Below are 14,853 nucleotides of genomic sequence, written 5' to 3'. Positions count from 1 at the left end.
GCTCCAGCATGAAGGTTGAATCAGAACCGCAGTGATTTGGGAATCCCACGACTCCCATAAATCTCATCCCGCTCTAGCGGCCGCCGCCGCTTCCAGTTCCTTTTTTAGGCGCGCGGTCAATTTCCGAGGGACAGAATGCGATCTTCGCAATTATTGGGCCTCGCAAATTAATACTACAGTTGCGGATATTCGCGTCGTTTGTAATGGCAGATGGTGGCGGTCAGTTGATGTCGTCGTCGCCATAGCGACCATGCGATGATGAAGGGCTTTTGTGTCGGAGGGAAGATGAGTATCCGGGCGAGGAGATAGCGGATCTCGGGGACGCTCGGGACGAGTGCCGCCATTCGGATCAGGCGTCGATTGGTTCCTTTGGACTCGTTTCGTTCGGTTTGCTCCATGCGCTGCGGCGCAAATCAGCCGATAACTTGGAAAGGAACGCCAGGGCGGCCATGCACAGGCTCATGTGACGATGCCATCCGTGCCAGGACCGAGCCTCGCAATGATCAAGTCCGAGATCATCCATAGCGCGCTCGAAGCACTCCTCGATCGCCCAGCGCAGACCGGCCACCGCCGCCAATTCAGCCAGGGAGGATGCGGGCGGGGCGAGGACCAGGTAGTAGGCCTTGTCCGCCGATTTCGATCGTTTACGGCGCACAAGCAGCCAATGCTCAAGCCCCCCTTGCGCCGTCCACGTGCGGCGGATGCGGGCCCAGTCGTAGAGCCGGGGGCCTTTGGCGCCTTCACCCGCCACATGACGGACCCAGTCCTCAGGTGCGAGTTCGCTCGAGCTTCAGTTCCGTTTCCTGCATGATGCTCTCAACGTCGCGTCACGGCAATCAAAGCGGCCCACCGCATGGTGCGTCATCAGACTGTCACAAACAACTGCCCGGCTTGGCTGGCTGAAGCGCTTTCTGGCGAAGGCAGTTCCCACGCGTATGAGACAGCCGGCCACCGGAACGCGCGCTGGCAACGCGAATTTAGTTTCAGCTAATAAGACCGCTCTGCTAACCTTGCTAGCGGAGGGTAAGGATGGAGTGTTTCCCAATGGATGCAACCGAGTTGCAGGCGATCAGCGACACTTTGATGCGGATCGTGACGCCGGGCATGACGCCGAAGCAATTGATCAAGGCGGCACACAAGGAGCACCCGAACGCCTCGAAGAAGGACATCGCCCGCGCGGCGTTCTTCTCGATTATCGCGAACGCCGATCAGGACCACGGAAAGGTCAAGAACTTACACGCCTTCGCACTAGCCGAACGTGTAGACGGCGGCTCCTAATCGAGAGGTGGCGCTCTGATTGAGATTTGCCGCGACATAGTCAATGATGCGGTCGGGCGGACAAAGCCGTCCGACCAAATGGAAGAAGACCGACGCAATGCGCCCCAGAGACGAGGCACCTATCTTCGGTCTCGCCTGAAGCAATCAGGCGGCCTTGAGGTCCTTCAAAGCCTTCTCGAAGGCATCCTTGATCGGCTTGGATACGTCCTCGCCAGCTCTCAACATCAGAGCCTGCAGGGTCTGGGCCTGCTCGACGGAAATTTCGATCTGTTTGTTCACGAAGGCGGCCTGTAGCTCGAAGAACTCGGACGGCGATTTCGCGGCAACCAGTGCTTCGAGGTGGGTGAAGCCGGCTTCGGCATTGGCGCGCAGAGCGGCAATTGTCGTCAGGGACACCTCGTTGCTGCTGGTCTTGGCCACCTCAAGGGTCGAGTCAAAAGCCTTTTGAGTGGTTTCGGCGTTTGATTCCAGTTTCGAAAATGCTTCCTTCGCCTGCTCAACGCCCTGTTCGGCGGCGGCTCGAACTTGCTCGGTAGCCTTGGACGGGTCGAAGGTAGTGGATTCCGCGCTTTCGGTCGTTTCGGTCTTGTCCGGGATTTTGGCCATTTTTCCATCCTTCTTTCCAGAGGCGGCCGCAAAACAAGCCGCCTTCTTAATGTACGAAATCGTCGCAACGGATTTATGTAACCGACATGAATCTGCGCCCGACACCGAATGTCCCCGTTGCGGAGCTGTTTGACGACGCTTCATGCAATTCGCAATCATGGTCCGCGTCTGGGCATATTGAGACCATCCCCAGGTGGAGTCGAACGTCCACTGTTACGATTATTCCTCCGAAAGAAGCCAGTCTGCTTGCCCCTTGCATACACGTCATTTATCGCCACCGCAGGCGATGACCGCTGTCGGCGCCCGCGCGATCCTGGAGCAGCAGCAAAGGCACCTAAGATCGCCACACCACCATTTGGCTGTCATGATCATGCCGACGACGGAGTCTCCCTGACAGATTGGCGATCCGACTTGCTGCTGCATGCGGAACTGCGCCTGCGTCGAAGCTGCGGTCGGGGCCTTCGTAAACCAGCCAGCCAAATCCCTGGTCGAGATCAACAATCAGCTTCCTGTCCGGCTCGTACACGAGGATCAGACTTCGCTTGTGGGGCGGCTGGCCAATGGCCAGCTTCACATCAAGATTCCGACGGTCGCCATACGCCCCCGCAAAGGCATCCAATATGTCGTTGTCGGTGATGTCGGAGGCGACCTGATGCCGTGAAAACCCTGAATCCTTGTCCGGTGCGGTCTCGATCGACAAAGGTATCGTCGCGCCTCCAGCGAGAACGGACACGGTATCGACCAGCAGACGCAGTACTATTGGTGATCGCGCGAAGCGATCGCGGTAGGAAACTCGGATCGGCCGTTCCTTCGCCGGAACGCCGCATTCAGCCGCTGCCTTGCGGATCGCCTTTGCCATCTTCTCGCCGAAGGCGCTAATCGGACCGTCAAACGTTCGATCAAGGATGACCACCGCGGCGCCGCTCGTCGGTGCCAGCCTTTCGGGACCGACCGCCGCTAGCCTGGGCTCGAGTTCCAGCAGTGCGCGTGCGACGGGAAGACTGTGGCTGGCGCCCCAGTCGGGTGCAGCCAATTGAATCGCGTCGTCCCGGCTCGCCCAAGCGTGACCGGTCGACCCATCCGTCGCATAAGCAAACAGGATGCCACCATTGCTAAAGCGTACGGGATCCCCTTCGGCGATAACAACCTGATGCCTCGAACCGTAGTCCCGGAGGTAAAGAAGTTGAGCCGCGTCGAGTGCGTCGACGGTGCCCCTCGGAAGGGCGAGCGTGACTGTCCGGCCATTGCCTGCCCAGCGCCGGAGCAGAGAAGTCGGGGGCCAATCCTCCAGCGCCGCCAGATCGCGCAACCGCGCCCAGAAGAAAAGTTTCGATTGGCCGCGGTCGTTCAGCCATTCGTCGATCTCCGCGAGCGGCCGCCCGGATATGTCGGCACGCGGCACGAAAACGTCCTCTGGGCTGATCACGTCCGGGAGGCAAAGATGCGCATCCATAAAGGTGATGGCCTTCTTTCGGTCGAGTTCCTCCTCCTTCTCCGGCGCATCTGAGACGAGGACGCAAGACGAGCAGGCATGGGCACACTTGCGCGGACAGTCGAGTATCGCGCGAGCGCTCTTCAAGATCGCACGGATGTCATCTGCCGCGCGCACCACATAGCCTGCACCTCCCGCGGCTCGGTCGTAGAGGAAGATGGAAAGCGTGGTGCTGGTCATGGCATTGCGCGAGACGCCAATGCCGTAACCCATCTCGTCCGGCTCGATTCCCAGGTGCCGCGCGAGCGCTTCGCGCATGGCGATCGCGATCGCATTTGCGGCACCAATGTCAGGTGTCGCTGCCGGTTGTAGTTCCAGAACATCCGTGTGAATCTCATAACCCAGATGCAGGCCTGTCTTGACGGTGAACGGCTTTTCGTTTCCCTCGCAGGGCTCCATAAAATTCTCCGACGAGCGAAGCGGCTTATGGTCATCAAGCCCTGAGCACACCATCTCGCCAGATTTCATCGGCTCCATGCGGCCGCAATACAGGCATAGCCCATAGCCAGAGGGTTGCGGGCCTGGTCCTTTCGTCTGGTAGTACACGGTTCCCCGGCGGTTGAGCCTCAAACGTCCGGCGGTCGGCTTGGTCAGTGCTTCCCATCGGACGGAGCCGGCCGAAATGCGTGGCGGTTCGGGTCGAACATAGGCGACTTGGTCGATATCGGCATGCGTCTCGACATGGCTGTCGCGAAGGAACCCGGCTGGTTTCAGGTAATCTTCGACTTTAATCGCCGCGTCCGCGCAAGTCCGGCACTGCTCGGGCCGCGAGCCGGCACCTGTCCAAGAATCGCCGCAATGTGCGCAACGTGCAGCCCAGCGCAGCGCTTGAATCTCACGCACGCCCTGTTCGCTTGAAGGCCGATGCCAATTCAGCGTGACCCCGCCAACGCGATAGACTTGTCCGTCAACCACCGTCTCGGAACCCGGAGCGTAGTCACGGATGGCGATATCGAGCGGTCGCTTCGGTCCGCCATGACGTTGGCCGATTCTGCCATCCGGCACGTCCTCGTCAGGGAGAGCACTGCCAAGCTCGAAAGAAACAATGTTGTTTGGAAAGCCATGCCCAGGCAGGAATCCTCGGTCTGCCAGATCGGACAGCAGGAACTCGCCGCACAAGCGTTTCAGATGGAGTTCAATGGATTTCGCTGCACCGATTTCCGTCGCCCCCGGCAATTGTTCCTGAAGCGCTCGCCACTCGTCGGCGAACTCGGATTCCACGGCTGCCATAGCTTGGGCGGTGAGCTCCGCAAGGTCCCGCCGCCCGTCGAGCACGGTGCCTCGCACAAGGCGATGAAGCGCAGCTTCGTTGTCATTTGCAGTCGTAGCCAAAGCTAGCCAGTCCAGCAATCGCGCGACGGGCCGTTCCGCTTTCATGGCGCGAGCGGCACGGGGCACCTCGGGGCAGCCGAAGAAATCGCCAGCAACCATTTTCAGGGCGTTGCCGCTATTTGCCTCAAGGAAGCGACCGAGAAAGAAGGCACCCACGTGGCGCAGCACGATAGGTCGGCTGTCCAGAGCCACTCTGGGCGCAGCGATTGTGCGCCTCAGATAGATCGCAGGATCGCGGAAGGCCTCACGATCCAGCGGTCTATCCTTCGCAAACGTGAAAGCGAGCGAAAGAGCCTGACCACGCCGCCCAGCACGGCCGACACGCTGGCGGTAGTTCGCGATAGAGGGTGGAACATTCGTCATCAAGACGCCGTTCACTGAGCCGATGTCGACACCCATCTCCATCGTCGTCGAGCAATTCAGGAAGTTGATTTCTCCGGCTTTGAATCGTGCCTCGTAGCGCCGCAACCGTGCCGGCGAGAGCTGAGCCGAATGCTCAGCAGACCGCGCATAGGGCGAGAACAGCGCGATACGGTCGTGCAGGTCCGTCCAGAGACCCCGCGCCCGCAAGTCCGCAACGATCGCGTCGTTTTCCGTGAATGCGCGGCGGATCGCCTCGTCCCCGTCAACGGGACAGATCGGGAGCGTAATGGTCTCGGCGCGATCCTTTGCAATGCGAGCGTACGGGGTCAGCCCGAAAGGTGCGACGTCGACGATACGTCGTGTGACGGGACAGAGAAACGCGTTCTTGAGCGGTGCAAGCTGCAAAAGGTCAAAATCCAGCGCACGCTCGCCGCTTTCATTCGCCGGGAAGAGCGGAAGGAGTTGGTTCCACGCTTTCTCCAGCCAATCGTTCATCTCCATCCGGTCTTCCTTCGAACCGGGATTGAGACCGAGACCCAGGCGAAGCAACTCGATCACCTGCGGGAGGTTTGCGGACGTCGAAGCACGTGGCCAAGCCTGTTGTCTTCTCGCCGGCTCGAGGCCTGGTGCTGAGAGCTTCTTCGGAAACCCCCTGCGCGCGATCCAACGGAGAAGATCACGTGACACGGCGACAGCAAACGGTGAACGCACCGCGAATACCAAAATGCTGCCAAGCCAAGCCTTCCAATCCTCGAGCGTGGCGCCCCGTTGCAGGAATCCGCGCGGGGCGTCGACAATCTTCTCGACTGTTGGATAGACGAGCCGCGCCAGCCCCATTGTCTCAGGCGTGTTCGCCATGCGTGGACGTCGCAGTAATTCTCGCAGCAGGAGCGCGTTGGCCAACTGCGAAGCAGGCGACGATCCGGAGGCCTTGAAGATGTCAGCGCGATCTCCCCAGACCTGGGGCAGCCACTCGCGAAGCTCCACACGCTCAGCAAGACTCGTCCTCAGGTTCGGCCAAGGGATGAAGCCGCCGCCTGAGAAGTTCGCCAACCGCTGCTCCAGATCTTTGACCGTTTCGGCGATGGCGCCGTCCTCCCACCCCGGCACCGTCCTGAGAACGTCGATCTGTTTGCGAAGGCTGACCACTTCCTCCGTCTCGCCACTGCCTACAGCCTTCAACTGAACGGACTGGTAGATGAATGAGCGCACGAAAGCTCGTTCAGACTCGATCTGCAGGCGAGCGGCCATTCGCGCGGTGCCTTGGCGGCTATCGGTAAAACTGATGAGCTGTCGCCCACTTGCTGGGAGGTCCGGGGGCATTTGCGGCAACGGAGGTACGACCACCTTGTCGGCCGGAGGCATGGCCGCAAGCAGCATCGGCGCTGCGTTTCCAATGATGAAAGGAGCGCCAAAGCGGAAGGGGTAGAGCTTGTCGCCTGACTTGTTGCTGGCGCTGCAGGAGGGACAAGGTCCCGCGCCGTCGCCGTGAGATGTTAGACGGTAGCGGCCCTCGCCGCCTGAATCAGCCGTACGGCCCGTCGCCTTGTCTATGAAGAGGGGTCTCAGACCTGCGTCTTGCAGTGAAAAGCAATGCCGAATCGACGGCATATCGAACGCGGGCACTTCCTCGATTGCCTCATCCTCTCGGTCATCATCTTCGACTTCGCGGATCGCTTCGAAAAGGAACTCGTCGGAGGGCGGCAGATTGCGTGGCGGAGTCAGGCGATCGCCTTTCTCCTCGGCAATCATGAAGGCTTCGCCGCACTCATTGCATGTGAACAGCTCGGCAACGGGCATGCGGCATGACGGACAGGTTTCGTCACGCTCGTAGAGAACCCTTCCCGCCGACCATCCTTCGCCGATCTTGTCAGGACAGTCTGGATTGGTGCAGCACCAGAGGCCCGGTGAGGCGCGATGGAAGGAGTGGATGCGCAGTGGCGCCAGGGTTTCTCCATTCGCATTTTGGGCACGCGCCAGCGCCATTGCCAGCGTCTCGCCGTCCGCGCCGATCGCGCCAGCGATTCGATCGAGTTCTTCCGCTGGAACGGATCGATCCTTAAGCCTTTCCACCAGTGACCACACAGGATCGTGGCTGCCCAGACCGTCGAAGAGAGCATGCGGCGACATCTCTACGAGGTCGGCCACCTTTGGCGCGGTACCTTCCGTTCCGGGGCGGCGCGGAAGCCGCCGCTGTCCAGTGATCATGGTTACATGGTCGAGCGGAATGCCACCGATATCGGCAAGGAACCGGCGCAATTTTTCTTCGACATCGGCGCCCTCGCCGATCGTCGCGGAAGTAGCAACCAAACGGACCGTCGCAGGATCGACCTCGAAGGCTTCCATGACGCGACGCAGGAGCAATGCCACTTCTGCTGCCGCCGAACCGACCAGCGTATGTGCTTCGTCAAGCACGATCCACTTCAGCCGGCCGCGGGATGCCTCCAGGATCGGCCGATCCTGTGGGCGAACGAGCATGTATTCAAGCATCGTAAGGTTCGTCACGAGAAGTGGTGGCGGATCGCTGCGAAGCGTTTGGCGGTCTGGCACGTTCTGCGGCGCACGCGACAATGCCGCTCGCTGTTCGTTTGCCTTTAGCTTCTCCTGCAAGTTGCCGTTGTAGAGGCAGTACCGGATGGCTCCGTTGGCCGGCTTCGTCCACGCATCAAGGCGCTCTTGTTGGCTCGCGATCAATGCGTTGAGCGGGTAAAGCATGATGGCTTCAACCCCGCTCACCCGCTCCCGCCTCCGGTAAAGGCTGTCGAGCAGAGGGACGAGGAAGCACTCTGTCTTGCCGGATCCCGTGCCTGCGGAAATGATGGCACTTCTTGGCTTCGTATCGCCTAATACGCGCCACGCCTCAAGTTGATGGCGGTAGGGAGATCGCTGCCGAGGAAAGGAATAGCCTTCGCCGCTGTCGTCTCCAGCGAGCGCTGCGACCGTCCGCTCATCGAGAATCCTCCCGGACAGCTCCGCGAGGGTCTCGTCGCCTGTGACGAATGGAAAGGCTCCTTCCAGAACGGGTGGTGGGATCAGGGTGCCTTCGTTGTGCGGGTCGGGCAACGTCTGTCTCAGGTGGGCTGTGAGCGCCGGATGGCGTAGCCCCGATTGGGCGATCACGGCTTCGGCCATCCGTTGGCGCAAGCGGCTCAAGGTCTCAAAGGGTCTGATCATCATTTGGAGAGAAACTCGAGGCAATGGGGATAGGCTGTGGCGATGTAGGTGCTGTCGAAATCCAGGGCGTTGCGGAGGCCCGCCGCCACATCCGGCGTCATCTTGAGCTTTTCGCAAGCGATGCCAGCGAGACAGAGCGGCACCAGCAGCATCGGGAAGTGGCTGTAGTCGAAGCCCTGAAGCCCGGGTGGCACGCCCAGCCGGACAGCATGTTCAGCAAGACTGCGTGGTAGATCGTCCTCTTGGTCGTGGCGCAGGCGGAGATAGTCCTGAGCCACTGCGCGAAGATCTTGGGAGGGAATCCTTCCGATGCCGATTGAACGTGACACGCCAGCAAACCAGACGGTGCGTTCAGCCAAGGTTTCAAAGCGCTTCTGAATCTGCGCCGTGGCTTGTTTCGACGCTTGCACAGGATCGAAGACAGTCGACAATTCCTGCACCGCACGGTCCCATTCGGCGCCTGCGGCTTCTTTCCATGCGTCCACGGGCAAGGCCATCCAGAGGAACGGGAGATCGCGTTCCAGTGTCAGGATAGCCTCGAGCCTCTCGGGGCTCGCGGCCAACAGCAAGCGGCACAGCAGTTTGGGACAGGAAGGCAATTCCCGCATGAGATCGAGCGCTCGCGGACTGAGCCCCTTCAGCGACGCGACGATACGGATAAGGTAAGAGAGCTCCGCGCCGGATGCCGTCCTACCGCCAATGCTGGAAAGCTCCTCCTGGATTGCTCGCCGCCGCTCCTCCTCATTTGAGATCAATGAGCTCGCCTGCAGGCGCGTTGGGTTTGAAGAGCTGGCAGCGTTCACCGGAGCGTCGATCAGACAGGGACGTGTCACAACTGCATCGCCTCTGCGGCAATATACGAGATAAGGGCCGTCGGGCTCGGCTGGCAGGTGGAATAGTCCGGAACTGTCCTGGACGAGGGCCAACTCGGTCTCAGGACGGAGAAGTGGCCTTGCCATTCCGAACGCATCTGCATCCAAATTCGCGAAGAGAACCTTGCCGTCATTCACGAACGGTAGGGTCTGACTACGGCGGATGGTGCAGAGCGGTCGACTGCGATCGTCCCTGATCACCACGCCGGGGCCACGTTCGGCCGACAAGCCCAGTAGGCTTTCGGCCAATGCGCCGAACTTGACCATCGGCGTCTCGCCTTCGACGCGGCGGGCGATCAAAGCGCGCGCGCTCCCGGCTCCCCGCAAATCGAGATCGATTGTCACCGGCCGATCAGTGAGGAGAACGGCTCCGCGCAGATTGGCCGGCGATAGTTCTGGCGCGTCCTTGCGGATCTTGCCAGAGGCATCGACGAGGACGGTCTCGTTCGCCGCCAGGTCCACCATGGCCGTGACGGCAGATCCGTACGGATCGATCAACCTGATGCGCATTTGCGCAGTGGGTTGTCCCTGCCATGGCGCGACGAAACCGGCATCGAGGCGCTCGGCCTCGAGTTGCGTGCCAGACGCATCGACTGCCGCGACCTGCCACCCCTGCAACCCTTGCCAAGACACGCGCGCGCCGCCAGCCTCTATGCGACCCTCTATACCGAAGCCTTGAGGCAGGGCGAGAATCCGAGCACGGTCGATGAGGAATCCTTCATCATCGAGCCATTGAACGGTAACGAGGCCCTCCGCGGCTCCGCGAGCATTGACCTCACGACCTTCCCTGAGGAAACGAAGGCGCGGATCACCGTCACTCCCGCGGGTTCGCGGCCGCAGGGGCGCGGCTACCGGTTGGACAGATCCATCGTCGAGAGACACGCGGGGCAGAAAGACAGTCTCCAGATCTAGCCGTCGCTCGTCGTCTGACGAGGCTCCGGCCTGCACACGATAGCGGTCGCCCTCTTCGGTCTCTACGAGAGCCATACCCTCGACGCGCCAAAGCGCACGTCGGTCGGATTGCCAGATGCGCTCTGCGCCACCGCCATCGTGGCCCAGCACCATCGAATGTCCCGAAACCCACACAAAGAGCACCCCGGCAGTCGAACGGACAGATCCGGTGCCAACGAGTTCAAGTCGGTCGTCTCTCCCGGTCGCCTGCAGCACGTGGCATACGGAAGCAACGCCGCGGCCGCCGGGCCAGCAGACGGTTGGCAGGGTCCGGCCTTCTCGCGAGAGCGCGACCGTTACCATTTCCGAGAAAGCGAAGGGACCAACGAACCCAGGATGACCGAGTGACTGGGACATCACCTCGAACCTGCCCTTGGAGTCGGTTTCCGAGCGGTAGATCAGCGCGAATTCCCGCGAGGTCAGCCGCGCGGCACTTCCTGCGAAATAAGCCCGGAACCGGCCTTCCTCTTGATCACGCAGTGCATCGAACTGGAGCGGGCCGTCCGCTTGGACAACGAATCCTTCGCGCCATCCGCCCTCCAGATCACGCGCGAGCAGACGTCTGAGACCGATGCCCCCACCGCGAGACTTTGGCTCAACGGTCAGCAGGTCATTGAACAGCCTACTGCATGAGGCCTGGTCTTCGGGAAGATAGATCGGAAGGCGCTCGCGCCAGCCTTTCACCTGAGCATCGAGCCAACCGGCAGGATTGTTGTTCAGCTGGTCCTTCGGCAAGGCGCGACGGCATTCGATCAGTCCTGCAATGAGCTCCGCAGCTAAGTCGAGAATGCCGCCGTCCTGGTAGCTGACTGGCAAATCTTCCGCATGCCTACGCGCGATGGTCAGGTAGTCGGCATGGGCGGAAGGCCAAGGTAGCGCGAGCGAGTCCGCCATAGCATTCTCGAAGTAGGCGCGCACGGCATTGGCTCGTTCACCCACCAGAAGCGTCGACGGCAGCCCGCCATTGCGGGCGAGCGTCATCAGATACTCGTTGCGGGTACGATGGGCCCCCTCGGTAACGATTGGCTCCAGGCCCCACCAGCGAAGCCCGGCGCGAGCGATATCATTCCGATCGCCGACTGAAATCCCCTCTGGCACCACGCCGACATCGTGCCAGCGCCGCCATAAAGTTTCGGCCTGCCTCCGAAACCATTCAGATGTGACGAGCGCGAAAATGGCGCAAAGCGGGTGGTTCTCTTGGTCCAGGAGTGCTGAGTTCCTCTGTACCAGATCAAGACCGCAACTATACTGGGCATCACTCATACGATAGCGGTAGAGAGGGCGGCCATCAGGCGCCTCAAGTCCGCTCTGTGCAAGGAGCTCGTTCAGAAAGCGGTTGGTAGGCGATGCCCGCACACCGGCGCCACCCGATGACGGCCCTCGTTCGAAATCCATGACGACGATTCTACCCCCCAATCAAACCCATCTCAATCAATCGCTACCATCGGCGGTTGTCCAGTACATTAATTGCATGCAACATTGCTAATGTGTTCTCACAATCACAGATCGCCGAGAAGCCATGACTTGAGTCCGCTTGGGATTGCTACGAGATTGACACGAAATATCTGCAACTGAGATCGGCCGGAGTGCCCGTTTGTGTTGCTTTCGCGTCAATCCGTCGCTCCAACAGAAGTCGCGAAATAGTTCGCGGTGGTTGATCACGGGGAGATTGGCGTCCATTGTCCAAGGGATTCGGTCCGGGGGGAACATGACCAAGCCGTTCTATTCAGAACCTATTCTGAATTCGCCCTACTTGCTTCCGACGCGACATCATGCGCTGGACGACGATGGCCAACCATTGGACCTGCCTCCCATCGACGGGAGGAGGACATCGAAATACCTCGTTCCCGTGCCGCGCGGGAAGCGTTCCAAGGCGGCGGTGGCGCAGCGAGCGCTCGATCTGGATGAGGCCGGACGCGAAGCAGGCAAGTATTCCCCGAATGCGCTGGTCAACGAGTTGCGGCGGCACCTGGAATCCTGGCGCGCTCTTCCCAATCCTTCCGATTGGGGTGTGACGCCCACAACCCAGCGACTGCTCCAGCATTGGCGGCATCACAAGTTCTCCAACCAGCAGCCGTTCTTCTGCCAGGTTGAGGCAACCGAGACGGTCATCTGGCTGACCGAGGTTGCCAGAAATCGGAAACAGTACGCCCACGTCTTCAGGTCCCTCGAAGCCGCAAACCGGGATTCGAACCCCGAACTGTTTCGCCTTGCCCTCAAGCTCGCCACCGGCGCTGGCAAGACGACCGTAATGGCGATGCTGATTGCCTGGCAGGCGATCAATGCCGCCCGCCAGCCGAATTCGAGCCTGTTCTCCCGCGGCTTCCTCCTCGTTGCCCCCGGCATCACGATCCGCGACCGGCTTCGCGTCCTCCTGCCCTCGGATCCGGACAACTATTACGTTACTCGTGAGTTGGTGCCACCGGACATGATGTTCGATCTCGGCAAGGCAAAAATCGTCATCACCAACTACCACGCTTTCCAACGCCGCAAGGCGCATGACCTCAATCCGGTCGGCGAGCGCCTCATGCAGGGGCGCACCGGTGCCCCAATCGAGAAGCAGGAGACTGAGGGCGAGATGCTGCAGCGCGCCTGCGGCGAACTCCTTCCCCTCAAGAACATCGTCGTCATCAACGACGAGGCCCATCATTGCTACCGCGAACGGCCGGGCACCGACGAAGAGGCGGAGGCCAAGGGCGAGGACAAGGAGGAGGCGAAAAAGAACAATGAAGCCGCCCGTCTTTGGATATCCGGCATCGAAGCTCTGAAACGCAAGGTCGGTCTGCGCGGTATCTACGACCTGTCGGCGACACCCTTCTTCTTGCGCGGCTCCGGCTATGACGAAGGCACACTGTTTCCCTGGGTCGTGTCCGACTTCAGCCTTGTCGACGCGATCGAATGCGGCATCGTCAAGCTGCCGCGGGTGCCCGTGGCCGACAACGCTGTCAACGCACCTGCCCCCATCTATCGCAATCTCTGGGACTACATCGGCAAGAAGATGCCTAAGAAGGGCGCCAGCAAGTCCGGGGACCTGGATCCCCTAAGTTTGCCAAGTGAGCTTCAGACGGCCCTTCATTCGCTCTATAGCCACTACAAGGAGACTTACGAGGACTGGGAACGCGTTCCAATCGACGTGCCACCAGTCTTCATCGTGGTCTGCAACAACACAGCAAGCTCGAAGCTGGTCTACGAGTGGATCGCCGGATGGCAGCGCGAGCGCGAAGGCGAGATGCAAACCATCCACACCGGCCACCTCGACCTGTTCCGGAACTTCGACGAACGCACGGGCGAGCCCCTCCCCCGCATGAACACATTGCTGATCGATTCCGAGCAGCTTGAATCCGGCGAGGCGCTGGACCCGAATTTCCGCCAGATGGCCGAAGCCGAAATCGACCTGTTCCGGCGCGAGAAGCAGGAACGAGAGGGAGCAGCAGCGGGAAGCATCTCGGACTCGGAGCTCCTGCGTGAGGTGATGAACACGGTTGGCCAGAAGGGCCGCCTTGGCGAGAAGATCCGCTGCGTCGTCTCCGTCTCGATGTTGACCGAAGGCTGGGACGCCAACACGGTTACCCACATCCTCGGCGTGCGCGCCTTTGGCACCCAGCTGCTCTGCGAGCAGGTGATCGGGCGCGGCCTTCGCCGCCAGTCCTACGAACTCAACGACCGCGGCCTGTTCAACACTGAATATGCCGACATCATGGGCATCCCATTCGACTTCGCGACGGAGCCGCAGAAGGTTGTCCGGATCCCGCCCAAAAAGATCACCCGCGTGCAGGCTATGAAGGAGCGCGAGCGCCTCGCCATCCGCTTCCCTCGCGTCGCAGGCTACCGCACCGAACTGCCGCCCGACCGCATCTCGGCCTCCTTCACGCAGGATTCGACACTCACCCTGACCCCCGAGATGGTCGGGCCGACGAACGTCCGGCTCGAAGGACTCGTCGGCGAAGGCATAGACATGTCGCCGGCGGCCCTCGACGAGATGTCGCCGAATACGGTCAGCATGCACCTAACCAAGCGCCTGATCGAACTCTACTTCCGCGAAGGTGACCAGGATCCGCCTTACCACCTGTTTAGCCAGATCCAGCCGGTCACCCGCCGCTGGCTGCGCGAGCACGTCAAGACGGTTGGCGGAACCAAGGTCGGCATGCTCACTTATGCCGAACTGGCAGAGAAGGCCGCCAACCTGATCTACAGTGCGATCGTGCGGGAGGCCGGGGCCGAAGGCGCGCGCGTGGTGAAGGCCATGCTCGATCCCTATAACCCGGCCGGCACGACGAACTTCGTTGCCTTCAACACGACCAAGGCCAATCTCTGGAAGACTGCGCCCGACAAGTCGCACATCAACTACGTCGTCTGCGATTCCGACTGGGAGGCTGAGTTCGCCCGGGTTGTGGAGTCCCACCCGGCGACGCTTTCCTACGTCAAGAACCAGGCGCTGGGGTTCGAGGTGCCTTACCGCCTCGGCTCGACCACACGGCGCTACTTGCCGGACTTCATTGTAAGCATTGACGATGGGCGCGGTTCCGACGATCCCCTGAATCTGGTCGTCGAGGTCAAGGGATTCCGCGGCGTGGACGCCCAGATCAAGGCTGAGACCATGGATTCGCTGTGGGTGCCCGGCGTCAACAATCTCGGGACGTTTGGTCGCTGGGGTTTCGCGGAGTTCACCGCCGTCTACGAAATCGAAGCCGAGTTCAGGGAGCTGCTCGAAAGGCTTCGGCTGGCAGGGGGACGGCCTTCCCCGGAGCAGATGCTGACTCTTTCCACGGAGCTAGTTGAAAAGCA

The 14,853-nt window shown here is 60.9% G+C and carries 5 protein-coding genes and 1 pseudogene; 2 read left to right on the top strand and 4 right to left on the bottom strand.

The window, feature by feature from the left end:
* Window positions 1–349: 349 nt before the first annotated feature.
* Window positions 350–751, bottom strand: coding sequence for a transposase (locus LB543_RS31210; protein WP_224617005.1), 402 nt, complete (start codon window positions 749–751; stop codon window positions 350–352).
* A 293-nt stretch (window positions 752–1,044) separates the two neighbouring features.
* On the opposite strand from LB543_RS31210, the gene LB543_RS31205 reads away from it, so the two are divergent.
* A complete protein-coding gene (locus LB543_RS31205; protein ID WP_224617003.1) occupies window positions 1,045–1,278 on the top strand; it encodes a hypothetical protein in 234 nt (77 codons plus the stop codon).
* 144 nt (window positions 1,279–1,422) lie between these two features.
* On the opposite strand, the gene LB543_RS31200 is transcribed toward LB543_RS31205, so the two are convergent.
* The 3 genes from LB543_RS31200 to LB543_RS31190 all read right to left on the bottom strand — a co-directional run bounded on the left by LB543_RS31200 (window position 1,423) and on the right by LB543_RS31190 (window position 11,463).
* Window positions 1,423–1,884 (bottom strand): phasin, encoded by a 462-nt coding sequence (locus tag LB543_RS31200; RefSeq protein WP_224617001.1) that lies wholly within the window; start codon window positions 1,882–1,884, stop codon window positions 1,423–1,425.
* A 334-nt stretch (window positions 1,885–2,218) separates the two neighbouring features.
* Window positions 2,219–8,248, bottom strand: coding sequence for a DEAD/DEAH box helicase (locus tag LB543_RS31195; RefSeq protein ID WP_224616999.1), 6,030 nt, complete (start codon window positions 8,246–8,248; stop codon window positions 2,219–2,221).
* Window positions 8,245–11,463, bottom strand: coding sequence for an STY4851/ECs_5259 family protein (locus LB543_RS31190; protein ID WP_224616998.1), 3,219 nt, complete (start codon window positions 11,461–11,463; stop codon window positions 8,245–8,247). Before LB543_RS31190 ends, LB543_RS31195 begins: the two co-directional genes overlap by 4 nt.
* A 313-nt stretch (window positions 11,464–11,776) precedes the next feature.
* On the opposite strand from LB543_RS31190, the pseudogene LB543_RS31185 reads away from it, so the two are divergent.
* A pseudogene (locus LB543_RS31185) lies at window positions 11,777–14,785 on the top strand (BPTD_3080 family restriction endonuclease); the annotation flags it as partial.
* Between the last annotated feature and the right edge of the window lie 68 nt (window positions 14,786–14,853).

The sequence above is a fragment of the Mesorhizobium sp. ESP7-2 genome (assembly GCF_020164715.1).
Taxonomy (GTDB): Bacteria; Pseudomonadota; Alphaproteobacteria; order Rhizobiales; family Rhizobiaceae; genus Mesorhizobium.
The sequence above is the reverse complement of the archived record's forward strand: the minus strand, read 5'-3'. Positions and strand labels throughout refer to the sequence as shown.

Bases quoted from the DNA above. Each gene is read 5' to 3' on its own strand.
- LB543_RS31190 (WP_224616998.1), bottom strand. From the start codon at position 11,463: ATGGATTTCGAACGAGGGCCGTCATCGGGTGGCGCCGGTGTGCGGGCA.
- LB543_RS31205 (WP_224617003.1), top strand. From the start codon at position 1,045: ATGGATGCAACCGAGTTGCAGGCGATCAGCGACACTTTGATGCGGATC.
- LB543_RS31200 (WP_224617001.1), bottom strand. From the start codon at position 1,884: ATGGCCAAAATCCCGGACAAGACCGAAACGACCGAAAGCGCGGAATCC.
- LB543_RS31195 (WP_224616999.1), bottom strand. From the start codon at position 8,248: ATGATGATCAGACCCTTTGAGACCTTGAGCCGCTTGCGCCAACGGATG.